The sequence below is a fragment of the Streptomyces phaeochromogenes genome (assembly GCF_001418655.1).
Lineage (GTDB): Bacteria > Actinomycetota > Actinomycetes > Streptomycetales > Streptomycetaceae > Streptomyces > Streptomyces phaeochromogenes.
In genome coordinates this window covers 1-23949 of record NZ_LIQZ01000347.1, presented here as the reverse complement: position 1 = coordinate 23949, position 23949 = coordinate 1, and the positions used below count along the sequence as shown (strand labels likewise).

The 23949-nt window shown below is 69.9% G+C and carries 24 protein-coding genes; 10 read left to right on the top strand and 14 right to left on the bottom strand.

The features are described from left to right. Positions 1-129: 129 nt before the first annotated feature. The 7 genes from AOK17_RS37295 to clpS form a co-directional block, all read right to left on the bottom strand. Complete coding sequence (locus AOK17_RS37295) at positions 130-1080, bottom strand: PLP-dependent cysteine synthase family protein (RefSeq protein WP_055617037.1); 951 nt, start codon at positions 1078-1080, stop codon at positions 130-132. Between the two features lie 22 nt (positions 1081-1102). After that, complete coding sequence (locus AOK17_RS37290) at positions 1103-1381, bottom strand: MoaD/ThiS family protein (protein ID WP_055617036.1); 279 nt, start codon at positions 1379-1381, stop codon at positions 1103-1105. Positions 1382-1493: 112 nt separating this feature from the next. Next, on the bottom strand, positions 1494-1595 hold the full coding sequence (locus tag AOK17_RS53835) for a putative leader peptide (RefSeq protein ID WP_313904860.1): 102 nt from the start codon (positions 1593-1595) through the stop codon (positions 1494-1496). Between the two features lie 79 nt (positions 1596-1674). Beyond that, complete coding sequence (locus AOK17_RS37285; protein WP_055617035.1) at positions 1675-2097, bottom strand: M67 family metallopeptidase; 423 nt, start codon at positions 2095-2097, stop codon at positions 1675-1677. Positions 2098-2196: 99 nt separating this feature from the next. Further along, positions 2197-3675 carry an amino acid permease gene (locus AOK17_RS37280; protein WP_245697616.1) on the bottom strand — a complete coding sequence of 493 codons (1479 nt, stop codon included), beginning with the start codon at positions 3673-3675 and terminating at the stop codon, positions 2197-2199. Between the two features lie 333 nt (positions 3676-4008). Continuing rightward, entirely contained in the window at positions 4009-4614 is a 606-nt protein-coding gene (locus AOK17_RS37275; RefSeq protein ID WP_055617034.1) for a DUF2017 domain-containing protein, read from the bottom strand. 84 nt (positions 4615-4698) lie between these two features. After that, positions 4699-5016, bottom strand: coding sequence for an ATP-dependent Clp protease adapter ClpS (gene clpS / locus AOK17_RS37270; protein ID WP_055617033.1), 318 nt, complete (start codon positions 5014-5016; stop codon positions 4699-4701). Positions 5017-5201: 185 nt separating this feature from the next. Here clpS and AOK17_RS37265 point away from each other — a divergent pair, with 185 nt between their 5' ends. Then, the gene (locus AOK17_RS37265) at positions 5202-6530 is read left to right on the top strand and encodes a nicotinate phosphoribosyltransferase (RefSeq protein WP_055617032.1); all 1329 of its coding nucleotides are present in this window, start codon (positions 5202-5204) and stop codon (positions 6528-6530) included. A 219-nt stretch (positions 6531-6749) separates the two neighbouring features. Next, positions 6750-7334, top strand: coding sequence for a nicotinamidase (locus AOK17_RS37260; protein WP_055617031.1), 585 nt, complete (start codon positions 6750-6752; stop codon positions 7332-7334). A 43-nt stretch (positions 7335-7377) separates the two neighbouring features. On the opposite strand, the gene AOK17_RS37255 is transcribed toward AOK17_RS37260, so the two are convergent. Together AOK17_RS37255 and AOK17_RS37250 are read right to left on the bottom strand one after the other, a co-directional pair. Further along, on the bottom strand, positions 7378-7713 hold the full coding sequence (locus tag AOK17_RS37255; protein ID WP_055617030.1) for a hypothetical protein: 336 nt from the start codon (positions 7711-7713) through the stop codon (positions 7378-7380). 121 nt (positions 7714-7834) lie between these two features. Then, positions 7835-10201, bottom strand: coding sequence for an immune inhibitor A domain-containing protein (locus AOK17_RS37250; protein WP_079053492.1), 2367 nt, complete (start codon positions 10199-10201; stop codon positions 7835-7837). 472 nt (positions 10202-10673) lie between these two features. On the opposite strand from AOK17_RS37250, the gene AOK17_RS37245 reads away from it, so the two are divergent. After that, a complete protein-coding gene (locus AOK17_RS37245) occupies positions 10674-10970 on the top strand; it encodes a hypothetical protein (protein WP_055617029.1) in 297 nt (98 codons plus the stop codon). Between the two features lie 112 nt (positions 10971-11082). Here AOK17_RS37245 and AOK17_RS37240 read toward each other — a convergent pair whose 3' ends face one another. Together AOK17_RS37240 and AOK17_RS37235 are read right to left on the bottom strand one after the other, a co-directional pair. Further along, positions 11083-11793 (bottom strand): RDD family protein, encoded by a 711-nt coding sequence (locus AOK17_RS37240; protein ID WP_055617028.1) that lies wholly within the window; start codon positions 11791-11793, stop codon positions 11083-11085. A gap of 61 nt (positions 11794-11854) precedes the next feature. Beyond that, complete coding sequence (locus AOK17_RS37235) at positions 11855-13459, bottom strand: RDD family protein (protein WP_055617027.1); 1605 nt, start codon at positions 13457-13459, stop codon at positions 11855-11857. Between the two features lie 322 nt (positions 13460-13781). Between AOK17_RS37235 and AOK17_RS37230 the strand changes: the two genes are divergently transcribed. After that, entirely contained in the window at positions 13782-14255 is a 474-nt protein-coding gene (locus tag AOK17_RS37230; protein ID WP_055617026.1) for an SsgA family sporulation/cell division regulator, read from the top strand. Positions 14256-14323: 68 nt separating this feature from the next. Here the strand turns inward: AOK17_RS37230 and AOK17_RS37225 are convergent, their stop codons facing one another. Next, positions 14324-15739, bottom strand: coding sequence for an FAD-binding oxidoreductase (locus tag AOK17_RS37225; RefSeq protein ID WP_055617025.1), 1416 nt, complete (start codon positions 15737-15739; stop codon positions 14324-14326). Between the two features lie 103 nt (positions 15740-15842). Here AOK17_RS37225 and AOK17_RS37220 point away from each other — a divergent pair, with 103 nt between their 5' ends. Continuing rightward, complete coding sequence (locus AOK17_RS37220; protein ID WP_245697615.1) at positions 15843-17324, top strand: tetratricopeptide repeat protein; 1482 nt, start codon at positions 15843-15845, stop codon at positions 17322-17324. A gap of 69 nt (positions 17325-17393) precedes the next feature. Here AOK17_RS37220 and hppD read toward each other — a convergent pair whose 3' ends face one another. Further along, positions 17394-18539: a 4-hydroxyphenylpyruvate dioxygenase gene (gene hppD / locus AOK17_RS37215; protein WP_055617024.1), complete on the bottom strand. Its 1146-nt coding sequence runs from the start codon at positions 18537-18539 to the stop codon at positions 17394-17396. Between the two features lie 122 nt (positions 18540-18661). On the opposite strand from hppD, the gene AOK17_RS37210 reads away from it, so the two are divergent. The 5 genes from AOK17_RS37210 (at position 18662) to AOK17_RS37190 (ending at position 22973) form a co-directional block, all read left to right on the top strand. Further along, positions 18662-19135: an Lrp/AsnC family transcriptional regulator gene (locus AOK17_RS37210; RefSeq protein ID WP_055617039.1), complete on the top strand. Its 474-nt coding sequence runs from the start codon at positions 18662-18664 to the stop codon at positions 19133-19135. 41 nt (positions 19136-19176) lie between these two features. Then, positions 19177-19824 carry an ABC transporter permease gene (locus AOK17_RS37205; RefSeq protein ID WP_055617023.1) on the top strand — a complete coding sequence of 216 codons (648 nt, stop codon included), beginning with the start codon at positions 19177-19179 and terminating at the stop codon, positions 19822-19824. Positions 19825-19903: 79 nt separating this feature from the next. Further along, the gene (locus tag AOK17_RS37200; RefSeq protein ID WP_055617038.1) at positions 19904-21130 is read left to right on the top strand and encodes a betaine/proline/choline family ABC transporter ATP-binding protein; all 1227 of its coding nucleotides are present in this window, start codon (positions 19904-19906) and stop codon (positions 21128-21130) included. Beyond that, complete coding sequence (locus AOK17_RS37195; protein ID WP_055617022.1) at positions 21127-22008, top strand: ABC transporter permease; 882 nt, start codon at positions 21127-21129, stop codon at positions 22006-22008. The genes AOK17_RS37200 and AOK17_RS37195 overlap by 4 nt, the downstream gene beginning before the upstream one ends. Beyond that, positions 22005-22973 (top strand): glycine betaine ABC transporter substrate-binding protein, encoded by a 969-nt coding sequence (locus AOK17_RS37190; protein WP_055617021.1) that lies wholly within the window; start codon positions 22005-22007, stop codon positions 22971-22973. Before AOK17_RS37195 ends, AOK17_RS37190 begins: the two co-directional genes overlap by 4 nt. Positions 22974-23001: 28 nt before the next feature. Here AOK17_RS37190 and AOK17_RS37185 read toward each other — a convergent pair whose 3' ends face one another. Then, positions 23002-23793 carry a S16 family serine protease gene (locus AOK17_RS37185; protein WP_055617020.1) on the bottom strand — a complete coding sequence of 264 codons (792 nt, stop codon included), beginning with the start codon at positions 23791-23793 and terminating at the stop codon, positions 23002-23004. Positions 23794-23949: the final 156 nt, after the last annotated feature.

The following is a 23949-nucleotide window of genomic DNA, read 5'->3' as shown; positions in this document are numbered from 1 at the left end:
GTTTTTCAGGGGCGCGGGGAACTGCGCGGCCGGCCACGGCCCACCCGCGCCCGAAGGCACACCCCACGGGGTCTGGGGCGGAGCCCCAGGGGACGGGACGGGTAGGGGCGGCGGGGGCGAAGAACCCCGCTAGGCCCAGAGCTGGCCCTGCAACGCCTCGATGGCCTCTTCCGTCGTGGCGGCGGTGTAGACGCCCGTGGAGAGGTACTTCCAGCCACCGTCGGCCACGACGAAGACGATGTCGGCGGACTCGCCCGACTTCACGGCCTTGTTGCCGACACCGATCGCCGCGTGCAGCGCCGCCCCCGTGGAGACACCCGCGAAGATCCCCTCCTGCTGCAACAGCTCCCGAGTACGAGTAACCGCGTCGGCGGAGCCGACCGAGAACCGGGTCGTCAGGACGGACGCGTCGTACAGCTCGGGCACGAACCCCTCGTCGAGGTTCCGAAGCCCGTACACGAGGTCGTCGTACCGCGGCTCGGCCGCGACGATCTTGACGTCGGGCTTGTGCTCGCGGAGGAAGCGGCCCACGCCCATCAGGGTGCCGGTGGTCCCGAGCCCGGCGACGAAGTGGGTGACCGAGGGGAGATCCGCGAGGATCTCCGGGCCCGTCGTCGCGTAGTGCGCGCCCGCGTTGTCGGGGTTGCCGTACTGGTAGAGCATCACCCAGTCGGGATGCTCGGCGGCCAGCTCCTTGGCCACCCGCACCGCCGTGTTCGATCCCCCCGCCGCAGGCGACGGGATGATCTCGGCGCCCCACATGCCGAGCAGGTCCCGCCGCTCCTGGGAGGTGTTCTCGGGCATGACGCACACCATGCGGTAGCCCTTGAGCTTCGCCGCCATGGCGAGCGAGATGCCGGTGTTGCCGGAGGTGGGCTCCAGAATCGTGCAGCCGGGCGTCAACCGGCCGTCCTTCTCCGCCTGTTCGATCATGTGGAGCGCAGGCCGGTCCTTGACCGAGCCGGTCGGATTGCGGTCCTCCAGCTTCGCCCAGATACGGACGTCGGCGGACGGCGAGAGCCGCGGCAGGCGCACCAGAGGGGTGTTGCCCACCGCGGCCAGCGGGGAGTCGTAACGCATCAGCGATCAGAGCCCGGGCCGGTCAGACCATGCCGCCGGCCACGGCCGGCAGGATCGTGACGTTGTCGCCGTCGGTCAGCTTGGTGTTGATGCCGTCGAGGAAGCGGACGTCCTCGTCGTTCAGGTACACGTTCACGAAGCGGCGCAGCTCGCCACCGTCCACGATGCGGGCCTGGATGCCCGTATGACGGGTCTCCAGGTCGGTGAAGAGATCGGCGAGGGTCTCCCCGCCGCCCTCGACGGCCTTCTGGCCGTCGGTGTAGGTGCGGAGGATGGTGGGGATGCGGACCTCGATGGCCATGGCTGTGGGCTCCTGTCGGGAGTGAGTCGGTCAGTCGGTGGGCGCGCGGCGGCGCGGAAGAACAGGTGAGCGTTGTGAGACGCCGCGGCTCACAGCCGTACGGCGGCAGGGTTCAGCGCGTACAGATGGCGCTCTGCAGCCTGCACAGGTCGACGTGCAACCGTGCCACGAGCAGCATGCCCGGGGTCTTGTCGCTCACGTCGTGGGAAACCATGGGGTCATCGTATCGATTCCCGGTCCGGGTTCTGGAATGTGATCTCAGATACTGGATGAATTCTGACCGAAGTGCGGGATCAGTACGTCTCCACGACCGTGACCTCCTCCTCCGTCACCTCGCCCTCCAGGATCCGGAAGGACCGGAACTGGAAGGGTCCCGCGTCGTCGGCGTCCGCCGTGGAGACCAGGACGTAGTGCGCGCCGGGCTCGTTCGCGTACGAGATGTCGGTGCGGGACGGGTACGCCTCGGTGGCCGTGTGGGAGTGGTAGATGACGACCGGTTCCTCGTCGCGGTCGTCGAGCTCGCGGTAGAGCTTGAGGAGGTCGCCGGAGTCGAACTCGTAGAACGTGGGCGAGCGCGCGGCGTTGAGCATCGGGATGAACCGCTCGGGGCGGCCGGTGCCCTCCGGGCCGGCGACCACGCCGCACGCCTCGTCGGGGTGGTCCTGGCGCGCGTGCGCGACGATCTGGTCGACGAGGGCCTGGGTGATGGTCAGCATGGTCGTCAGGATAAGCAGAAGGGCCTCCATGTACCGAGGGGTGGTACGGGGAGGCCCACATGCTGAGCCACGAGCCCGGCATGTTCTGCGCGAGGTTCGTCAGCCGATCTTCTCGAACTCCGGGTCGCGGCGCTCCGTGACCTCCGGGTTCCGCGACTTCAGTACGGCCCAGCCGATGCCCAGTGCCGCCGCCCAGCCGGCCATCACGTAGAGGCAGACGCGGGAGTCGGCGTCGTACGCGATGAGGCAGGTGACGAAGAGCAGGAAGACGACCGCGACCCAGCTGAGCTTCGCGCCGCCCGGGGCCGGGAAGGACGAGGCGGGCAGGCGTCCGGCGTCGACCGCGCGGCGGTACAGGATGTGGCTGACCAGGATCATCAGCCAGGTCCAGATGCCGGCGGCGGTGGCCACCGAGGTGACGTAGCCGAAGGCCTTCTCCGGGACGATGTAGTTCAGGATCACGCCGATGCCCATGAAGAGCATGGAGACGGTGATGCCGAGCGCGGGCGTCTTGGTGGAGGACAGCTTGTTGAAGATCCTGGGGGCCTCGCCGTTGTCCGCCAGGGTGCGCAGCATGCGGCCGGTGGAGTACATGCCGGAGTTGCAGGAGGACAGGGCCGCCGTCAGGACGACGAAGTTCACGATGCCCGCGCCCGCCGGGATGCCGATCTTCGCGAAGGCCTCCACGAAGGGGCTGACCCCTGGCGCGAACTCGGTCCACTTCACGACGCAGAGGATGACGGTGAGGGCGCCGACGTAGAAGAGGGCGATGCGCCAGGGCAGGGTGTTGATCGCCTTGGGGAGGGTCTTCTCCGGGTTCTCGGACTCACCGGCGGTGACGCCGACGAGTTCGACGGCGAGGTACGCGAACATCACGCCCTGCAGGGTCATCAGGGACGAGCCGATGCCCTTGGGGAAGAAGCCGTCGAAGGCCCAGAGGTTGGAGACGGCGGCCGAGTCGCCCGCGGAGCTGAAGCCGAAGGTGAGGACGCCCAGGCCGATCACGATCATGCCGATGAGGGCGGTGACCTTGACCATCGAGAACCAGAACTCGATCTCGCCGAAGAGCTTCACCGAGATCAGGTTGGCCGCGAAGAGGACCAGCAGGAAGACCAGGGCCGTGACCCACTGCGGGATCTGCGGGAACCAGTAGTTGACGTAGATCGCGGCGGCGGTGAGTTCCGCCATGCCGGTGACGACCCACATCAGCCAGTACGTCCAGCCGGTGAAGTAGCCGAAGAACGGGCCGAGGAACTCGCGGGAGTACTCCGCGAAGGAGCCCGAGACGGGACGGTAGAGCAGGAGCTCTCCGAGGGCCCGCATGATGAAGAAGATGATGACGCCCGCGAGGGCGTACATCAGGATGAGACTGGGGCCCGCCTTGGCGATGTTCGCCCCGGCCCCCAGGAAGAGGCCGACGCCGATGGCGCCGCCGATCGCGATCATCTGGACCTGACGGCTGTTGAGGCCGCGTTCGTAGCCCTCTTCGGGGGCAAGCCCCTCTCCGGGGGCTTCGCTGCCCACGACACCCTTGCGGTCGTGCCCGTCGTCGTTCTTGCCGACCTGCACCGAGGTCATGTCTGATGCGCCTTTCTCCATGCCGATCCGAGCCGTCGTCGGCTCCGGATCGGGTCCCGATCCCCCCGGATTGAATGGAGCGGAGCGGGCTCCCCGAGCCCACTCGTGCCTGGTCGGCGATCCGCCGACAGTGGCGCACCCGACGGGGACATGGGTGGCGTCCCGCCGGGCGGTCGTGAAGATTTATCACGGCCGCAACGCTGATCACCTGAGGCGCGTGTAGCGCACACCACAGGGAGAACCGGACAAAAGTCGGACCGCGCCCCATAGGGCGCGGTCACGGTGACGGGATCGTTATTCGGATTTGAGCGTCCGCTGAGCGAACGGAATATGTCAGGACATCAACGTTTCAACCAACGTCTCCTGGAGGCCGCCCAGCCACAGATACGCCATCACCATCGGCTTGCGCGGGTCCTCGTCCGGCAGCCGGTAGAGGAGGTCGGTGTCCTCCTCGTCGACGACGTCGAGGCGGGAGCCGATGGCCAGGCGCAGATCGTTGAGGGCGCGCAGCCACTGCTCGGACTCCTCGGCGGAGAGCTTGAGGACCGCGCCGCCCTCCCCCACGGCCGAGAGCGTGTCCAGGGAGCGGATCACGGTGAGCGCGTTCTCCCGCTTGGCCGCGCGCAGGTCGTTCTCGGTGAAGCGGCGGAACTCCGCGGAGTACGCGCGCTGCTCCTCGGCCTGCTCGGGCGAGTTCGCCTCGACGTCGGGCCCGCTGTACGCGTCCGGGAAGAGCCGCTTCAGCACGGGATCGGAGGGCGGTTCGCTCGGGCCCTCCGCGAACAGCTCGGCGAGCGGGTCGTCGGAGGCGTCCTCGCCCGGCCCCGGTCCGATGAGCTCCAGGAGCTGTACGGCGAGGGAGCGGATGATGGAGATCTCGACCTCGTCGAGCGCGACGGCCGCGCCGCCGCCGGGGAGCGGTTCGAAGTGTCCTGGCATCAGGTGCGTCGCTACTTCCAGTACTGCGCGGGCGTCGGGCAACTGCCGGTCGGGCCGGGTCTCACCGGCCTCTTTCCGGTCGTGCTATTTCCGGTCGTGCTGGAGGGTGGCCCACAGACCGTAGCCGTGCATGGCCTGTACGTCGCGTTCCATCTCCTCACGGGTGCCGCTGGAGACCACGGCCCGGCCCTTGTGGTGGACGTCGAGCATCAGCTTGGTGGCCTTGTCCTTCGGATAGCCGAAGTACGACTGGAAGACGTAGGTCACGTAGCTCATCAGGTTGACCGGGTCGTTGTGGACGATGGTCACCCAGGGGACGTCGGGCTCGGGTACGGCGAAGACCTCCTCCGCCGACTCGGTTTTTTCGGTCTCTAGGGGTGCGGGAGCCGTCACACGGCCCATGCTGCCACCACAGGTGGGTGCCCGGCCAAACGAACCCACAAATCGTCAGAGTGACGAGATAGGGAGTACCATCCTTTGCCATGCCGCTATTCCCGGGGGACGCGGCACCCGACAGTGGCTCCGCCACGGGCCGGACCCCCGGCCGACCTGGGAGTGCCCCCTGTGTCATCGCGAGGAGACCCTAAGTGAACACTGCGGACCTAGGGCTGCCGGTTGATGTTCCCTCCACCGCGCTCTTCACGGACCACTACGAGCTGACCATGCTGCAGGCCGCCCTCAAGGGCGGGGCCGCCGACCGGCGCTCGGTCTTCGAGGTCTTCACGCGCCGGCTGCCCGAGGGCCGCCGCTACGGCGTCGTGGCCGGGACCGGACGCGTACTGGACGCGATCGAGAACTTCCGCTTCGACGCGGACGTCCTCGGCTTCCTGCGCGAGCGCCGCGTGGTGGACGAGCCGACCCTGGAGTGGCTGGCCTCCTACCGCTTCGGCGGCGCCGTCTGGGGCTATCCCGAGGGCGAGGTGTACTTCCCCGGATCGCCGATCCTGCGGGTCGAGGGCTCCTTCGCGGAGTGCGTGCTCCTGGAGACCGTGATCCTCTCCATCCTCAACCACGACTCGGCGATCGCGGCAGCGGCCTCCCGGATGGCCTCGGCCGCCGGGGAGCGCCCGCTCATCGAGATGGGCGCCCGCCGCACCCACGAGCTGGCCGCGGTGGCGGCGTCCCGGGCGGCGTACGTCGGTGGCTTCACGACCACCTCCGACCTGGCCGCGGGCTTCCGTTACGGCATCCCGACCGTCGGCACCAGCGCCCACGCCTTCACGCTCCTCCACGACAACGAGCGGGACGCCTTCCAGGCCCAGGTCGACTCGCTCGGCCGGGGCACGACGCTGCTCGTCGACACGTACGACGTCACCGAGGCCGTCCGGCTGGCCGTCGAGGTGGCCGGGCCCGAGCTCGGGGCGGTCCGTATCGACTCCGGCGACCTGCTGCTCGTGGCGCACCGGGTGCGCCAGCAGCTGGACGAGCTGGGCGCCACGGACACCCGGATCATCGTCACCTCGGACCTGGACGAGTACGCGATCGCCTCGCTGGCCGCGGCGCCCGTGGACGCGTACGGCGTGGGCACCCAGCTGGTGACGGGATCCGGCCATCCGACGTGTTCGATGGTCTACAAGCTCGTCGCCCGTGCCGAGTCGGCGGACCCGAAGGCTCCGCTGGTTCCGGTGGCGAAGAAGTCGACGGGCGGCAAGACGTCCATCGGCGGCCGTAAATGGGCCGCGCGGCGGCTCGACGCGTACGGGGTCGCCGAGGCCGAGGTCATCGGCCTCGGGGCGGTCCCGGCCGAGCTCAGCGACCGTCAGCTCCTGGTGGAGCTCGTCAAGGGCGGCCAGGTCCTCGCCCGCGAGCCCCTGGACGTCGTACGCGACCGGCACGCGGCGGCGCGCGCGAACCTGCCCCTCTCGGCGACTCAGCTCTCCCGCGGGGAAGCCGTCATTCCGACCGAGTACGTATGAGCCACGTGGGACCTGATCCGAGCAGCACGCGGGGGCCCACGTCAGGCCACGCCGGGCCCGAACGGGCATGAACGGACGAGGAGCGGGAATGCAACGGCCACAATTGCATCCCTCCCGCCATGCCCTCGAACTCTCCAGGCCCGGTTCCGCGGACACGCCCCGCCAGGGGTGCGGGGAACCGCGCGATCAGCCCACCACAACCCGCAGAAGGACACCGACATGCGCCGCGCCCTGATCGTCGTTGACGTGCAGAACGACTTCTGCGAAGGCGGCAGCCTCGCCGTGTCCGGCGGAGCCGACGTCGCCGCCGCGATCACGGAGCTGATCGGGCAGGCCCCCGCCGGCTACCGCCATGTCGTGGCGACCCGCGACCACCACATCGCCCCCGGCGGCCACTTCGCCGACAACCCCGACTACGTCCACTCCTGGCCCGCGCACTGCGTGGCGGGCACCGAGGGCGTCGGCTTCCACCCGAACTTCGCCCCGGTGGTCGCCTCCGGCGCGATCGACGCCGTCTTCGACAAGGGGGCGTACGCGGCGGCGTACAGCGGCTTCGAGGGCGCCGACGAGAACGGCGTGACGCTGGGCGACTGGCTGCGCGCCCGCGAGATCACCGAGGTCGACGTCGTGGGCATCGCCACCGACCACTGCGTCCGCGCCACCGCCCTGGACGCGGCCCGCGAGGGCTTCCGTACGCAGGTCCTGCTCGACCTCACGGCCGGCGTGGCCGAGGAGACCACAGAGCGGGCCCTGGAGGAGCTGAGCGCCGCGGGCGTGGAACTGAGCGGCAAGCCGGTCGTCTGAACCGGAAGCGGCCCGCGCATCCCTGCCCGGTCCGAGGCCCGGCCTAGAACCCCTGCGGTGTGGCCGTACGCCGCATCAGCGCCCGGATCGGGTGCCAGAGCTCGGCCGCGCAGGCGTCCGCACCGGGTGCCGTGCGCCATATGAGGCCGTCGGGATGGTGCAGGACCGCGGTGATCTCGTCCGGGGTCGGGGGCTCCCCGTTGCCGCGCAGGTACACCGCCCGCATGCCCAAGTTGCGCAGCCGTGTCAGGGCGCGGGCGCGGTTCTGGGCGTGCACGAGCACGCGTACCGAGCCGCTGCCCGCGGCGGGCGGTCGGGGCAGGTTCAACGCCACCACCACCGTGCCGTTCGGCAGCTTGCAGAAACCTCCTGCGGCCATGCAGTCACACCCCCGTGAGAACCAGTGTCAATAAGAGAGTCACAGCACGCACCTAAACACGATCGGCCGCGACCCGCCAGGGGGTCGCGGCCGATCATGGTTTGACCTGCGGTTATGGCTTTTACTTCGTCGCGGCCGAGACCTTCACCGTGATCGTCGAGCCGTCGCGCGGCTCCTTCACGATCGCGATCTTGGTGTTGGTGTCAGTGACGCGGACGCCCGAGGTCGGGTTGGTCTCGTCGTAGTAGGTGTTCGTGTGGTCGTTGAAGATCCGGTTGCCCGGGAGCGACGGGATCTTCGTGGCGACGTCCGCCTTGTGCAGCTTGAGGGCGTCCGTCCGGTAGGTGCTGAAGGGCGAGTCGTACGACTGGATGCGGGTGCGCATCAGCGTGCCGTCGGACCACTTCAGCGGCTTCGGGTGGGCGTCCACCGGCAGCAGCAGACCGGAGCCCGCGTGCTGGCTGACGTTGTTGTCGTTCTGGGAGGTGTCCCACTTCCAGATCAGCAGACCGTTCTGGTAGGGGAAGTGCTCCACCCAGGACGGGCGCGTGGTCGAGAAGCCGAAGTTGTACGGGCCGACCTTGAGGGTCTTGTCGTACGACACGTACTGGCGGTTCTCGGCGATGTAGTACTGCGCGTAGTCGTCCGTGACGGCCGCGCCGATGCGGGAGAAGCCGGTGGCCTTCCAGGCGGCGTCGGCGGTCTCGGCGTTGTCCGAGAAGACCGGCGAACCGTCGGCCGTCACCGTGATCACGTCGGCCGCGAAGCCCTTCTGGGCCACCCCGCCGTCGGTCTGGTAGCGGAAGCGGAGGTCGAACTTCTTGCCCGCGTAGGCGTCGAGCGGGAACGAGAGCTTCTTGTACGCGTCCACGGTGCCGGTCAGCGCGGGCTTGCCGCTGCCGTCGCGCGGGAGGGCCGCGCCGTCGACCGTGCCGTCCAGCGGCGTCCAGTTGGCGCCGTCGGTCGAGACCTCGGTGTAGAGGTAGTCGAAGTCGGTCTCGATGTCGTACCAGCCGTCGAGGGTCAGCGTGGCCGAGGACTTGCCGGTGAGGTCGACGGAACGGGTCAGCGTGTTCTTGAGGTCGTCACCGCTGCCGCTCCACCACTGGGTGGCGCCCTGAGCCGGGGTGACCACCGGGTTGGTGACCTCCTTCTCCGGCAGTTCGACCACCAGCGCCTGGGCGTTCTTGGTGTTGTACTCCGCCACGCCCAGCTTGTGGGTGGAGCGCGTCGCGGCCTTGGCCGTGTCGTACTTCAGCCAGCCGAGCTGGAGTTTGTCCCAGGCGGTCATGTCGCCGGGCAGGTCACCGATGGTGTTCTTGCCCTCGCCGAGCCAGGAGCCGGACGACATCAGCGTCCAGAACCCGGTGGAGTTCTCGGCCGTGTTGGTGGTGTCGTAGTGGTCCGGCAGACCGAGGTCGTGGCCGTACTCGTGGGCGAAGACGCCGAGTCCGCCGTTCTCCGGCTGGATCGTGTAGTCGCCGACCCAGATGCCGGAGGTGCCGATCTGCGCACCGCCCATCTTGTTGCCCGTGGGTCCGGTGGCGCCGGCGTCCGTGCCGAACGCGTACCAGCGGTGGGCCCAGATGGCGTCCTCGCCCTGTGCGCCGCCGCCCGCGGACTCGTCCTCGCCGGCGTGCACGATCTGGAAGTGGTCGATGTAGCCGTCGGGCTCGTTGAAGTTGCCGTCACCGTCGAAGTCGTTGCGGTCCCACTTGTCGTAGGCGGCCAGCTCGGACTTGATGTCGGCGTCGGACTTGCCGGCCGCCTTCTGGGCGTCGGCCCAGGCGGTCACACCGTCGGCGACGGCGTTCCACGCGCAGGTGTCGGGGTCGCACTTGTTGGAGCCGTAACGGGCCTCGTTGTAGGGCACCTTGACCCAGTCGGAGACCGCGCCGCCGATGGAGTAGCGGCCCGAGGACTGCTTCTCGTAGTACTTCTTCATCGACTCGACACCCTTGCCGGTGCCGAAGTAGAGCTCTTCGAAGTGCTTCTTGTTGTAGTCCGCCTGCCAGGCCGTGCTGTTGTCCTCGGCACGGTCCGGCTCGGCTATCTGGTTGTGCAGGGGACCCGGGGTGCCGCCGTAGCGGGGGTCCGTCTTGTCGCCGAACTCCACGAGGATCGTGAAGATCTGGTCGGTCTTCTCCCGGCCGAGCTCGACGTACTTGCCGTCCTGGAGTTTCACGACCTGCGAGCCGCCGCGGTTCTTGACGGTGGCGTCGCCGGATATGACCCGCTTGAGCGCCTCTTCGCGCTGGGCCTCCTGACGTTCGGTCAGCGGGCCCTTCAGGTCGTGCTCGCGATCGGTGTTGTTCTCGGCGCGCGCCGGGTCCTGCCGGTTCGCGGCCGGATCCTGACGGGCCGCCGCCGCGGCCGGCTGATCGCCGGCAGCGGCCTGCGCCACCGCGAAGGTCGAGAACGTGGTAGCGGCCGCTGCGAGCGACACACCCACCGCGGCTGCTCTGAACGTCCATGGTCTGCTGGTCACTTGATGCAGTCCTCCCCCGCGCCCGGGCGCGCGGAATGGAGGGGTGTCCAGGTCATGGAGTCCGCGCGCGCTCTATGCGCGTCACAAGTGACGACATTCGATCGGAGTTGCGGGAGAAAAGACAGACCTTGACTTGAACAGGTCAAGTGGGCTATGCACCGGCGGTCGTGCGCCGCGCGCGGACATCCGTCCGCTCACGGAGGAACGGTGTACGAGTCAACAGGCGCGTTCGAACGTCCACTTGATGGACGCCATGACTCCGTGCGCCCCCTGTGCACCGGCACCGTGGGTTAGGTCACGCTTACTGCTCGTTCCGCTCGGGCAGACAGCCGATTAGAGTCGGTTGGCGGCTCGCCGGATTTCCGGTGGTTTGCCAACCGGACACCGTTGTCGAACCCCAGATTCTTATCCGCACCCTCCCCCATCGCGAGAGGCACGGGGGGAGACCCCCACCCCGAGGATCGGAATAGCCATGCCTCGTCCGACCGCCGCACAGCTCGCCTACGGTTCCTGCACCGTGATCTTCTCCACGCTCGCCATGCTGCTGCTGTCACAGACGAGTTCGGGCCTGGGAGTCGTGGTGATAGCGCTCTCCGCCCTCGTGCTCGGCCTCCTCGTGGCCATGACGGTTCCCGTACCCAAGCCCGCCGCGCCCCAGGTGTCCGTCGCCCGGCCCGCGTCCGTCACCCTCTCGGAACACCGAGTCGCGGTGCGGCGCGAGACCGTCGCCGCCTCCAGCGCGCCCGAGCCGGTCCGCGAGCGCGCCTGAGCGCACCCCGAACCGACCCGAACCACAACACGAACCGGCGGGCCCGTTGACCACGGACCCGCCGGTCGTCTGCGCCGCCTGTGGACTCAGCCCGTGCTGACTCCTGTGGAACTCAGCCCGTGCTGACCACCACCGTCTTGGCCGCCTTGTCGTGCAGGCCCTGCTTGTAGGGCTTGTCGAAGAAGCTCCAGCCGCCCGCGATCGCGGTCCAGATGCACGCGCAGCAGAACGCGAACGGCAGCCACAGGACCAACGCGCGGACCAGCGAGGTCTGCACGGAGGGCGTGGCGCCGTTGTCGAGGTTCGCCACCCGCAGATGCAGCCACTTCTTGCCGAGGGTCTGCCCCGCCCTGACGGTCATGACCGTGTCGTAGCCGACGTAGAGCACCGCGGCGATCAGCGACTGGCCGAACGACCTGCCGTAGTCGATCTTGTCCGTGTCCACGTCGTACTCGTTGACGTTGAACGCCCACGTCACCAGCCACACCACGATGACGACGAGGATCATGTCGATGATCCGCGCGAGCGTGCGCTTGCCGCTGTCGGCGAGCGGAGGCATCCCGGCCAGCGGGTCGTTGCCGTACGGGCCGCCGCCGTACGGATCACCACCACCGCTGCCGCACGGGTCACCGCCGCCGTAGGGCGGGGGCGGCGGAGTGGCCCCGTAGGGCGAACCGGTGCCCGGCGGGGGCTCGTTGCCGTACGAGGGGTCGAACGGCGGGCCCTCACCGGGCGGTGGCGGCTGCTGTCCGGACGAGCCCTCGTCCGGCGGCTTCTTCTTGAACGGATCGTCATCCGGCGGGGGCGGCGGCTCGGTCGTCATGTCCCGAGTCGACCGCGAACCCCCCGACTGCGCAATGGGGGGCGGCCGTCCGGGGGACCGGTCAGCCCGCGACGAACGTGTGGGCCGCCTTGTCGTGCCAGCACTGGCGCCACGGGCGGTCGAACGCACCCCACAGGACACCCAGGACACCGATGGCGAGAAGACCGGGAACGCTGTAGACGAGCCAGCGGCGCAGGGCCAGTCCGAACGACGGCGGGTCGCCGCCCTCGATGTCCCGCACCTGGAGGCCGCACAGCTTCTTGCCGAGGGTGCGGCCCCACTTGGCGGTGGGCAGCGCCTCGTAGAGGACACCGAAGACGAGCAGTACGGCGACGATGATGCCGAGGTAGACCGCGGTGGTGCCGTCCAGGAGCCAGACCGTGACGGTCTCACCCGACAGCTTGGCCGCGTCGATCTTCTCGTTGACGTGGTCGAGGGCCCTGGTGCCCAGCGGAACGGCCGCCGCGCCGGTGACCGCGGCCAGCACGATCGTGTCCACGAGCCTGGCCGCGAAGCGCTTGCCGAGTCCCGCCGGGCGCGCGTTCGCCTGCGAGCGGGCCACCGCCTGGAACGGGTCCTCCCGCACCGGCTTCCACGGCACGACGGGCTGGTCCTCGTCCGGCCCGGCCAGGCGGTGCACCTGCTGGGCCCACGAGGGCTGCCCACCGCCCACACCCGCGGCCATGGGCGCACCGGAGCCGGACTGCGGAGGGGTGCCGGAGGCGGCCTGCTGCGGGGCGGACTGCTGCGGGGTCGCGGGGGCCGCCGGGAAGACAGCTGCGGGGCCCTGGGGGGCCGTCTGGGCGGGGCCCGACTGGGCCTGGGCCGCGGCTGCCTGAGCCGCCGCAGAGGACTGGGCGGCGGAGGCCTGCGCCCCGCCCTGCCGGCCCCCGCGCGGTACGGCCCTGAACGTCATCGTGCCCTCGGAGGCGAGGGGTTCACGGGAGCCGGGCACACCGCCCGGACGGTCGCCGGCCGAGACATGCGCGCGCCCGGCGCCCATGGCTCCCGCCGCGCCCGCTCCCCCGGCCGGCCCGGCGGCCCCGGGTCCGGCGGAGCCCGCCGCTCCGGTCGGCCGTACCGGTCCGGTGGGCCTGCGGAACACCACCGAGCCGCCGGAGCCCGGCGGCTTGAGGGCCCCCGAGCCCCCGTCGGCCCCGGCACCGGCATCGGAATCGGCCTGGGCCCCGGACTCGTACGAGTGGAACGTGGCCATGCCGTCCGTGTGGTCCGACCTGCCGTCGGGCTGGGACGGCAGGGCGGGCCCGGCGGACTCGGCCGACTGATCGACGGGTACACGCGGATCGGGCTTGCCCCAGCGGATCCGGCGGTCCGGGTCGCCGCCGAAGCCGGTCTGCCGTGAGCGGTCGGCGCCCCACGCGGTCGCGGGCTCGGGCCGGCTGCCGTGCTGGGCGTCGGCGGGCGACGGGTTCGCGGCCGGCGGGTCCTCGTCGAAGAAGTGCGGCCCCGTCTCCTCCGTGGAGGCGGGCACGGACCGTTCGTCCGCGGGCGACGAGAGCGGCTCGCCGCCGGACGGCGCCGGCCGGCTGGTGCCCGGCACCCACGAGGCACCGTTCCAGTACCGGACATATCCGGGAATGGAGGGGTCCGGGTAATACCCTTCGCGGGGCCTGTCGTCGCCTGGGGCCGGGGTTGGGGCGCTCATGTCCGTCGTCCCGTATCTGCTCGGGGGTCGTGTTGAGCGTCCACATCTATCAGACCGGCGCAAGGGTCACTGCCGCTCCTGGCGTACCTACCCCCTTCGAGCAAGGTTCCGCCACGTTTTCCGGCCGCTTCCGGTCGGGTGACGACCGTCTGCCGGCCGGGTGCTGATCGGGTCTGCCGGTTGCGTACCGACCGTCTCCGCCGGCCGCGTGCCGGTGCCTTCGGAAAAAGTTCCGCGAACCCGCGTAATGCTTCGCGGCCCGCGCCCTCTCCACTCGTACGGGCCCGCCCACAGGGCCACCGGACGAGAGGAAACGCACGACATGTACACCGTGGTGGAGCGCGAGCTCGAACTGAAACTGGTCCTGTCCCCCGAGCGCAGCATCCCGGTCCCGGCCCGGCTGAGCTACCGCACCGACGATCCGTACGCCGTCCACGTCGCCTTCCATATCGGCTCGGACCACCCCGTGAACTGGACGTTCGCGCGCGAGCTGCTCGTGGAGGGGGTGTTCCGGCCGTGCGGGCACGGGGATGTGCGGGTGTGGCCGACGAAGGTCGCCGGGCGGAGCGTGGTCCTGATGGCGCTGAGTTCACCCGACGGGGACGCCCTCCTCGAAGCGCCGGCCGCGCAGGTGTCGGCCTGGCTGGAGCGCACCCTGCGGGCGGTCCCGCCGGGCACCGAGGCCGACCAGCTCGGCATCGACGACGGCCTCGCCGAACTGCTCGCGCCCACCCCGGCCGACGACCTCTGGCTGCGCGACCCCTGGCCCTCGGACGAGTCCAAGGACGGAGAGTGAGACGGCACAGGGCGAGAGGGAGAGGCGCGAGACGCGGAGGAGGTGGCTCCGAACAGGCTTCCCGGGTCTCAGAAGAGCTTTCCGGGGTTGAGGATGCCCAGCGGGTCGAACGCCGTCTTGATCGCCCGCTGCATCTCCACGCCCACCGGGCCGATCTCGCGCGCCAGCCACTCCTTCTTGAGGACGCCCACGCCGTGCTCGCCGGTGATCGTGCCGCCGAGTTCCAGGCCGAGGGCCATGATCTCGTCGAAGGACTCGCGGGCGCGCCGGGACTCGTCGGGGTCGCCCGCGTCGAAGCAGACGGTCGGATGGGTGTTGCCGTCGCCGGCGTGTGCGACGACCCCGATGGTCAGCTGGTACTTCTCGGCGATCCGGTCGACCCCTTCGAGCATCTCGGCGAGCTTGGAGCGCGGTACGCACACGTCGTCGATCATCGTCGTGCCCTTGACCGCTTCGAGCCCGGTGAGGGACAACCGGCGGGCCTGGAGCAGCAGTTCGGACTCGGCCGCGTCGTCCGCCGGTACGACCTGGGTGGCCCCGGCCGCCTCGCAGAGCGCGCCCACGGCCGTCAGGTCGGCGGCGGGGTCGAGCGTGTCGAACGCGGCGAGGAGCAGCGCCTCGGTGGACTCCGGCAGGCCCATGTTCGCCATGTCGTTGACGGCCTTCACCGTCGTACGGTCCATGAGTTCGAGGAGCGACGGCACATGGCCGCCCTCCATGATCCGGCAGACCGCGTCGCAGGCAGCGGCGGCGGACGCGAACTCGGCGGCCAGCACCAGCTGTTGGGGCGGCTGCGGCCTCAGGGCGAGAGTGGCCCGTACGACGATGCCGAGCGAGCCCTCGGAACCGACGAAGAGGCGGGTCAGGTCGTATCCGGCGACGCCCTTCGCCGTACGGCGGCCCGTGGACATGAGGCGCCCGTCGGCGAGGACGACGTCCAGGCCGAGGACGTACTCGGCCGTCACCCCGTACTTCACACAGCACAGGCCGCCGGACGCCGTGCCGATGTTGCCGCCGATCGTGCACATCTCCCAGCTGGAGGGGTCCGGCGGGTAGTAGAGGCCGTGTTCGTTGACGGCGCGGGAGAGCGTGGCGTTGATGACGCCCGGCTCGACCACCGCGATCCGGTCGACCGGGCTGATCTCCAGGATCCGGTCCATCTTGACGAGGGACAGCACGATGCAGCCCTCGGAGGCGTTGGCGGCGCCCGACAGCCCCGTACGGGCGCCCTGCGGGACGACTGGGATCCGTAGTTCGGTGGCGACGCGCATGACGTGCTGGACCTGCTCGACGGTGCGCGGCAGCACCACGACGGCGGGGGTGCCGGCCTCGCAGAAGCTGGCCATGTCGTTGGCGTACGAGCTGGTGACGTCCGGGTCAGTGAGGACCGCCTCGGCCGGCAGGCCCGCGAGGAGACGTTCGGCGAGGCTGCCCGGCGCCACGGTGTCTTCATCGGGACGGGCTTCGATACGGCTCATGATCACAGCGTCGCACTCGGGGCCATCGGTGTGAACCCCGCCCGCGAGGGGCTTTCCGTGCCGGGGTGGTGGCCGGGTGTGCTCTTCGTATTGGCGCACAGTGAGCCGCATGGAGAGCGGCAGGGAGAGCGGCATGGGAAAAGAGCTGGCCTCGGGTTCGGCGGGCGGTCCGGTGGATGGCCTGGTGGGTGGTCCCGCGAGTCGTTCGGCCGGTCGTTCGCCCAAGAGGGGGACGCTCGTCGGTGCCGTCGTGGGATGTGCCGTCGTGGGGTGTGCCGTGCTGGGCGGTGTGCTGATGGTGGCGCCCCCTGAGCGCGGCGGGCCGCCGCCCGCGCCCGGTCCGGTGGCCCGGGCCGAGACCGCCGTCGGGGCCGGGGCGCCCGCCTCGCTGCCCGATCTGGTCGCGCTGATCGGGGACCGCGAGGCGCATCTGCGGGCCCATCCGGGTGATGTGCGGTCGTGGGCGGTGCTCGGCGCGGCGTACGCGGAGCGGGGTGAGCGGACCGGCGACGCGCGGTTCTACCCGAAGGCCGAGAAGGCGTTGCGTACGTCGTTGCGGGCGAAGCCGAAGAAGAACGTGGAGGCGCTCGACGGTCTGGCCGCGCTCGCCGACGCCCGGCACGACTTCCGGGCGGCGCGGAAGTGGGGCGAGGCCTCGGTGGCGGCCTCGCCGAAGCGGTGGACGGCCTATCCGGCGTTGATCGACGCGTACCGGGGGCTGGGCGAGTTCAAGGCCGCGGACAAGGCGCTGGCCAAGCTCGTCCGGCTGTCGAAGGGGTCGGCGGCGCCGAGGTCGCGGGTCCTGACGCGGGCCGCCCTCGTGTACCGGGACCAGGGGCTCCGCGAGGACGCCGCCGCCGCGTTCTCCGACGCGGTGGCGCTCGCCTCCGCTCCGGCCGAGCGGGCCGACTCTCTCGCCGGGGCCGGGGAGCTGGCCTGGGAGCGCGGGGAGCCCACCGAGTCGCTGCGCGCCTTCGAGGCCGCGGTGCGGGCCGACCCCGACGGGCACTCCGCCCTCGCCGGGCAGGGCCGGGCGCTGGCCGCGCTTGGGCGGACCCCGGAGGCCGTACGCGCGTACCGGGCCGCGTCGGAGAAGCGGGCGCTGCCCCAGTACGCGTGGGAGCTGGGCGAGTTGTACGAGTCGCTGGGGCAGGGCGGCGAGGCGCGGGCCCAGTACGACGTGGTGCGGGAGCGGGTGCGGGAGGGCGCCGCCGGCGGGGTGAACTCCGATCTCGTGGCGGGTCTCTTCGAGGCCGACCACGGTGACCCGGAGGCCGCCGTGCGGCTGCTGCGGGACGAGTGGGAGCGGCATCCCTCCGCGGCGGTCGCGGATGCGCTGGGGTGGGCGCTGCATCGCGCCGGGCAGCACGAGGACGCGCTCGTCTTCGCCACCAAGGCCACGGACAAGCAGCACGTGGGCGCGGTGCGCAGTGCGCCCTACGCGTACCACCGGGGCATGATCGAGCGGCAGTTGAAGCGGGAGGGACCCGCGCGCCGCCATCTGGAGGAGGCGCTGCGGATCAGTCCGTACTTCTCGCCGCTCGGCGTTCCGGCGGCCAAGGAGGCGTTGGGGGCACTGGGCCCGGTGTGAGTCGGTGTGACTCGGTACGGCCCGGTGTGACAGCGCCCAGTGCCCCGACGGCCTTGCCGGCTGCGGCGCCTACAGGTTGCCGCGCTTCTCCTGCTCCCGCTCGATCGCCTGGAAGAGGGCCTTGAAGTTGCCCTTGCCGAAGCCCATAGAGCCATGGCGTTCGATGATCTCGAAGAAGACCGTCGGGCGGTCCTGGACCGGCTTGGTGAAGATCTGCAGCAGGTAGCCGTCCTCGTCGCGGTCGGCCAGGATCTTCAGTTCGCGCAGGGTGTCGACGGGGACGCGGGTGTCGCCGACCCACTCGCCGAGGGTGTCGTAGTAGGAGTCCGGGGTGTCGAGGAACTTCACTCCGGCCGCCCGCATGGTCCGTACGGTCTCCACGATGTCGTTCGTGTTGAGCGCGATGTGCTGGACGCCGGCGCCGCCGTAGAACTCCAGGTACTCGTCGATCTGGGACTTCTTCTTGGCGATGGCGGGCTCGTTGATCGGGAACTTGACCTTGAGCGTGCCGTCCGCGACGACCTTCGACATCAGGGCGCTGTACTCGGTCGCGATGTCGTCGCCCACGAACTCCTTCATGTTCGTGAAGCCCATGACCTTGTTGTAGAAGGCGACCCACTCGTTCATACGGCCGAGTTCCACGTTGCCGACGCAGTGGTCGATGGCCTGGAAGGTGCGGTGGGCGGGCGGCTCGACGATCGGGTCCGCGGCCGTGAACCCGGGGAGGTAGGGGCCGTCGTAGCCCGTGCGCTCGACCAGGGTGTGCCGGGTCTTGCCGTACGTGGCGATCGCGGCGAGTACGACCGTGCCGTGCTCGTCCTTCAGCTCGTAGGGCTCGGTGACCGGGCGGGCGCCGTGCTCGACGGCGTAGGCGTACGCGGCGCGGGCGTCGGGGACCTCGATGGCGAGGTCGACCACGCCGTCACCGTGCTCCGCCACGTGTTCGGCGAGGAAGTGGCCCCAGGGAGTGGCGGCCTTGATGACGGAGGTGAGGACGAAGCGGGCGGAGCCGTTCTCCAGGACGTAGCTCGCGGTCTCGCGGCTGCCGTTCTCCGGTCCGGAGTAGGCGACCAGCTTCATGCCGAAGGCGGTGGAGTAGTAGTGCGCCGCCTGCTTGGCGTTGCCCACGGCGAAGACGACCGCGTCCATCCCCTTGACCGGGAAGGGGTCTGCCTGCCGCGCGGTCTCGGGGGTGTGGTGAGTGGTCTGAGTCATGGCCGCAGGCTCTCTCCCTTCGGCAAGGTGCGCAATAGTTTGCGAATCTGCTGGGCAATATGTTCAGTGAAATGCCTGCCGAGCCGGGCTTTGTGTACAGGATGACCACCTCGGAGGCCTGCATGGCGATCGATCATCTGGACGGGCGGCTGCTGGTGCTGCTCGCGCGGGAGCCGCGGATCGGTGTGCTGGAGATGTCCCGGCGGCTCGGGGTCGCGCGCGGGACCGTGCAGGCGCGGCTCGACCGGCTTCAGTCGAATGGAGTCATCCGGGGGTTCGGGCCGCAGGTGGATCCCGCGGCCCTCGGCTATCCCGTCACCGCCTTCGCGACGCTGCAGATCCGGCAGGGCCAAGGCACGGACGTACGAGCTCACTTGGCGACGGTGCCCGAGGTGCTGGAGCTGCACACGACGACGGGCGGCGGGGACATGCTCTGCCGGCTCGTGGCGCGGTCCAACGCCGACCTTCAGCGGGTGATCGACCGGGTTGTCGGTTTTGATGGCATCGTCCGGGCCTCCACGGCGATCGTCATGGAGAACCCCGTGCCGCTGCGGATCATCCCGCTGGTGGAGCAGGCCGCGGAGGACGACGACTGAGGCGACAGTGATGGCTGAGGCGACAGTGGGGTGAAGAGCGGGTGAGCTTCTGGGAGTACCTGAGCAGTCGCCATCAGCAGCTCCTCGCCGACGCCTACCAGCACGCCAGCGCCGTCTTCCAGTGCATGGTCGTCGCCACGGTGATCGGCGTGGTGGTCGGTGTCGCCACCTACCGGAGCGAGTGGGGCGGGAACCTGGCCACGACCACGACGGCGACCCTGCTGACCATTCCCTCGCTCGCCATGATCGGTCTGCTCATCCCGATCGTGGGGCTGGGGGTTCCGCCCACGGTGATCGCGCTGACCCTGTACGGGCTGCTGCCGATCGTGCGCAACTCGATCGTGGGGCTGCGCGGGGTCGATCCCTCGCTCGTCGACGCGGCCACCGGCATCGGGATGTCGCGGCTCGCCCGGCTCCTGCGGGTCGAACTGCCGCTCGCCTGGCCGCCGATCCTGACCGGGATCCGGGTCTCCACGCAGATGCTGATGGGCATCGCCGCCATCGCCGCCTATGCCTCGGGACCAGGTCTCGGCAACGAGATCTTCCGCGGCATCGCCTCCCTGGGCAGCAAGAACGCGCTCAACCAGGTGCTCGCGGGCACGCTCGGGATCATCGTCCTGGCCCTGCTGTTCGACGCCGCGTACGTCCTCATCGGGCGGCTGACCATTCCGAGGGGGATCCGTGCCTGAGCCGACGACCGCCACCACCACCGCGACCGCCACCGCCGCGACCACGGGCACGGGCGCGAACGCCACCACCGGTGCCACCATCGAGCTGGAGAACCTCACCAAGCGGTATCCGGGGAGCTCCGACCCCGCCGTGGACAGCGTCAACATGGAGATCAACGCCGGTGAGCTCGTCGTCTTCGTCGGCCCCTCCGGGTGCGGAAAGTCGACCACCCTGAAGATGATCAACCGGCTGATCGAGCCCACCGGCGGGCGGATCAGGATCGGTGGCGAGGACGTCACCGACATGGACCCCGTGAAGCTGCGCCGCAAGATCGGGTACGCGATCCAGGCCTCGGGGCTCTTCCCGCACATGACGGTCGCCCAGAACATCGCCCTCGTACCGAGGATGGTGGGGTGGCCGAAGGCGCGGATCAACGCCCGGGTCGAGGAGATGCTGGACCTGGTCGGTCTCGACCCGGGCGAGTTCCACGGGCGCTATCCGCGGCAGCTGTCCGGCGGCCAGCAGCAACGGGTGGGCGTGGCAAGGGCGTTGGCCGCAGATCCGCCCGTCCTGTTGATGGACGAGCCCTTCGGTGCCGTGGACCCGATCACCCGCGACCACCTCCAGGACGAACTGATCCGGCTGCAGCACGAGCTGCACAAGACCATCGTCTTCGTCACCCACGACTTCGACGAGGCGATCAAGCTGGGCGACCGGATCGCCGTGCTGCGGGAGCAGTCGCACATCGCCCAGTTCGACACCCCGGAGGCGATCCTCACCAACCCCGCCGACGACTTCGTGTCCGGCTTCGTGGGCGCTGGGGCCGCGTTGAAGCGGCTCAACCTGTCGCGCGTACGGGATGTGGAGATCACCGACTATCCGACGGTGACCGTCGACGACCCGCTCCAGGAGATCTTCAACAAGCTCCGGTCGAGCGGTACGAACGAGATCCTGCTCCTCGACCGGCGCGGGCGGCCCTACAAGTGGCTGCGGCGCGGGGACCTGATGCGGGCCAAGGGCTCGCTCGCCAGGGCGGGCACGCTGGTGCACGACACGGTGACCCGGGACGCGACGCTGCGGGACGCGCTGGAGGCCGTGCTCATCGACAACGCGGGGCGGGTCGTGGTGACCGGGCGGCGCGGGGAGTACACGGGCGTCGTGGACATGGAGACGCTGATGAACTCCGTGCACGAGTTGCTGGAGGCCGACCGGCTCGACGCGATCGAGCACCAGCACGAGCTGGAGGAGACGCGCGCCGCGCAGACCCATCACGCGCAGGAGGGCGTCGACGGTGCTGCCGGTGCCGGCGGGGAGGCGAAGGCGTGAGAGCCCCGGGGACCGACCACGACACCGGAACGGACCCGGGCGGCGAGGGCTCCGGGACGGATGCCGGGACGGACTCCGGGTTCGATGAGACGTCCGGGTTCGAGGATACGAAGGCTCCCCCGCCCGGCAAGTCCCGTGCCTCCAGGGTGACTTGGCAGAAACTGACCTTCCTGCCCGCCGTACTCACCGTCGTGCTGCTCACCACCTGGCTCTGGTTCCAGCAGGCGGAGCTGGACCCGCTCTCGGAGAACGCGCTGTCGGGCGGCCAGGTGTGGAAGGCGCTGCGGCAGAGCATCGAACTGACCGTGATCTCCACGTTCTTCGTGCTGATCATCGCGATTCCGCTGGGCATCCTGCTGACCCGCGGGGCCTTCCGCAAGGCGACCCCGGCCGCGATGGCCCTCGCCAACATGGGACAGGCGACCCCTGCGATCGGCCTGTTGGCGCTGCTCGTGATCTGGCTGGGCATCGGGCGGAAGGCGGCGCTGATCGGCATCATCGCGTACGCCGTCCTGCCGGTCCTGTCGAACACGATCGCCGGGCTGAAGGCGAACGACCCGACGCTGGTGGAGGCCGCCCGGGGCATCGGCATGTCGTCCGTGGGAGTGCTGACCCGCGTCGAACTGCCCCTGGCCGTACCGCTGATCCTCGCCGGCGTCCGTACCGCCCTCGTCCTGAACGTGGGCACGTCGACCCTCGCCACCTTCGGCGGGGGCGGCGGTCTCGGCGTACTGATCACGACCGGCATCACCAACCAGCGGATGCCGGTCCTGGTGCTCGGTTCGATCCTGACCGTGGCCCTCGCCCTGCTGGTCGACTGGCTGGCTTCGCTGGCCGAAATCCTGCTCAGCCCGCGCGGGTTGGAGGCGGGGACATGAGACGGCGTACGGGTCTGGTGGCCGCCGGGGCGGTGCTGGCGGCCTCGGCCGGGTGCGGGCTGACCAGTGGCTCGCCCATGGTCGACGACGTGGAGCCCGGCTCGATCGGGCAGGGAAAGCCGCTCAAGGGCGCCGATCTCACCGTCACCTCCAAGGAGTTCACCGAGCAGCTGATCCTCGGCGCGATCATGGGCATCGCCTTCGAGGCGGCCGGCGCGAGCGTGCTGGACCGCACGGGCATCCAGGGCTCCATCGGCGCCCGCGAGGCCGTCAAGAGCGGGGACGCGGACGGCATGTACGAGTACACGGGCACCGCCTGGATCACGTACCAGGGCAACAACGATCCCGTCACCGACCCGCAGAAGCAGTGGGAGGCAGTACGCGAGGCCGACCGGAAGAACGGCCTGACCTGGCTGCCGCCGTCGGCGCTCAACAACACGTATGCCCTCGCCATGAACCAGGCCAACTTCAAGAAGTACGGCACGAAGACCCTCTCCGACGTGGCCGCGCTGTCGAAGTCCGACCCGAAGGCGGTCACGCTCTGCGTGGAGAGCGAGTTCGCCAACCGGGCCGACGGGCTGCCGGGCATGGAGAAGGCGTACGGCATGAAACTGCCCGCCGGGAACATCACGCAGATGGACACCGGGATCATCTACACCCAGGCGGCGAAGGGGAGTTGCACGTACGGGGAGGTCTTCACCACCGACGGGCGCATCAAGTCGATGAACCTGGCCGTGATGGCGGACAACAAGAAATTCTTCCCCAACTACAACGTGGCCCCGGAGATCAACTCCAAGGCGCTGAAGAAGTACCCGGCGATCGCGATCGTCCTCGACCCGATCACCAAACGCCTGAACAACGACGTGGCACAGGAGCTGAACGCGCGGGTGGACGTGGACGGGGAGGACCCGCACGCGGTGGCGCTGGACTGGATGAAGGACGAGGGGTTCGTCAAGGAGGGCTGAGCGGGGACTCCCCCCGGGGGCGCTTCCGCTAGCAGTTCGGGACGGAGCCCTGGCCCGTCTCCAGGGCCACCAGGGCGGCGACCGCGCCCTTCAGAGTGGTCACCGGGATGAGGCGGAGCCCCTTCGGGAGGTTCGACTCGGCGTCCGAGCACTCCGCCTTCGGGACCAGGAAGACCGTGGCGCCGTCGCGGCGGGCGGCCTGCGTCTTGAGGGCGACACCGCCGACCGCGCCGACCTTCCCGTCGGCGTCGATGGTCCCGGTGCCCGCGATGTTGCGACCTCCGGTGAGGTCGCCGCCGCTGCCGTCGCCGTCCAGCTTGTCGACGATGCCGAGGGAGAAGAGGAGCCCGGCGCTGGGCCCGCCGACGTCCGCGAGCTTCAGGGTGACCTTGATGTCGCCCGAGTTCTCGCCGAGGTGATTGAGGGCGGCCTCGGTGGCGGTGTCCTGGGACTTCTTCATCTCCTCGGCGTTGTGCTCCTCGATCTCCTTCACGCTGTCGCCGCTCGGGTACACGGAGTCGCGCGGCATGATCGCCTGATCCGTACGGAACCAGCCGTCGAGCACGTCCCCCAGGCTCACGTCCTGGTCGGGCCCCGTCGCCTCGATGGTCGTCATCCGCAGCTGGCCGCGCGTCTTGTGCGTGTCCGCGCCGGTGATCGTGATGACCGGGTCGCCCTTGTTCTCGCCGAGGACATTCGCCGTCATCCCCGGCTGAGCCACCGAAAACGGCAACGGCACGAACACCGCCGTGGCCAGCAGAGCCACAACAGGAACAGCGCAGACGGCAACGGCCTGGAGGCGCGTGAGACGAGAGAGCACGAGATCAATCTAACGCGAGGCCGATTTCCAGCCGGGGGCCACCCACGAATCACCCCAGGGCGGGCGGAGAACCGTGCGTCTTCAGGGGCGCGGCACGCTTCGCGGGGGCGCGGGAGGCCGCGTGCCTTCCTTGGGGGCGCGGGGAACTGCGCACCT

Bases quoted from the DNA above. Each gene is read 5' to 3' on its own strand.
- AOK17_RS37275 (WP_055617034.1), bottom strand. From the start codon at position 4,614: ATGCCAGGACACTTCGAACCGCTCCCCGGCGGCGGCGCGGCCGTCGCG.
- AOK17_RS53835 (WP_313904860.1), bottom strand. From the start codon at position 1,595: ATGGTTTCCCACGACGTGAGCGACAAGACCCCGGGCATGCTGCTCGTG.
- AOK17_RS37240 (WP_055617028.1), bottom strand. From the start codon at position 11,793: ATGACGACCGAGCCGCCGCCCCCGCCGGATGACGATCCGTTCAAGAAG.
- AOK17_RS37245 (WP_055617029.1), top strand. From the start codon at position 10,674: ATGCCTCGTCCGACCGCCGCACAGCTCGCCTACGGTTCCTGCACCGTG.
- AOK17_RS37210 (WP_055617039.1), top strand. From the start codon at position 18,662: ATGGCGATCGATCATCTGGACGGGCGGCTGCTGGTGCTGCTCGCGCGG.
- AOK17_RS37285 (WP_055617035.1), bottom strand. From the start codon at position 2,097: ATGCTGACCATCACCCAGGCCCTCGTCGACCAGATCGTCGCGCACGCG.
- AOK17_RS37230 (WP_055617026.1), top strand. From the start codon at position 13,782: ATGTACACCGTGGTGGAGCGCGAGCTCGAACTGAAACTGGTCCTGTCC.
- AOK17_RS37190 (WP_055617021.1), top strand. From the start codon at position 22,005: ATGAGACGGCGTACGGGTCTGGTGGCCGCCGGGGCGGTGCTGGCGGCC.
- AOK17_RS37290 (WP_055617036.1), bottom strand. From the start codon at position 1,381: ATGGCCATCGAGGTCCGCATCCCCACCATCCTCCGCACCTACACCGAC.
- AOK17_RS37235 (WP_055617027.1), bottom strand. From the start codon at position 13,459: ATGAGCGCCCCAACCCCGGCCCCAGGCGACGACAGGCCCCGCGAAGGG.
- AOK17_RS37255 (WP_055617030.1), bottom strand. From the start codon at position 7,713: ATGGCCGCAGGAGGTTTCTGCAAGCTGCCGAACGGCACGGTGGTGGTG.
- AOK17_RS37220 (WP_245697615.1), top strand. From the start codon at position 15,843: ATGGAGAGCGGCAGGGAGAGCGGCATGGGAAAAGAGCTGGCCTCGGGT.
- AOK17_RS37295 (WP_055617037.1), bottom strand. From the start codon at position 1,080: ATGCGTTACGACTCCCCGCTGGCCGCGGTGGGCAACACCCCTCTGGTG.
- AOK17_RS37260 (WP_055617031.1), top strand. From the start codon at position 6,750: ATGCGCCGCGCCCTGATCGTCGTTGACGTGCAGAACGACTTCTGCGAA.
- clpS (WP_055617033.1), bottom strand. From the start codon at position 5,016: ATGGGCCGTGTGACGGCTCCCGCACCCCTAGAGACCGAAAAAACCGAG.
- hppD (WP_055617024.1), bottom strand. From the start codon at position 18,539: ATGACTCAGACCACTCACCACACCCCCGAGACCGCGCGGCAGGCAGAC.
- AOK17_RS37280 (WP_245697616.1), bottom strand. From the start codon at position 3,675: ATGACCTCGGTGCAGGTCGGCAAGAACGACGACGGGCACGACCGCAAG.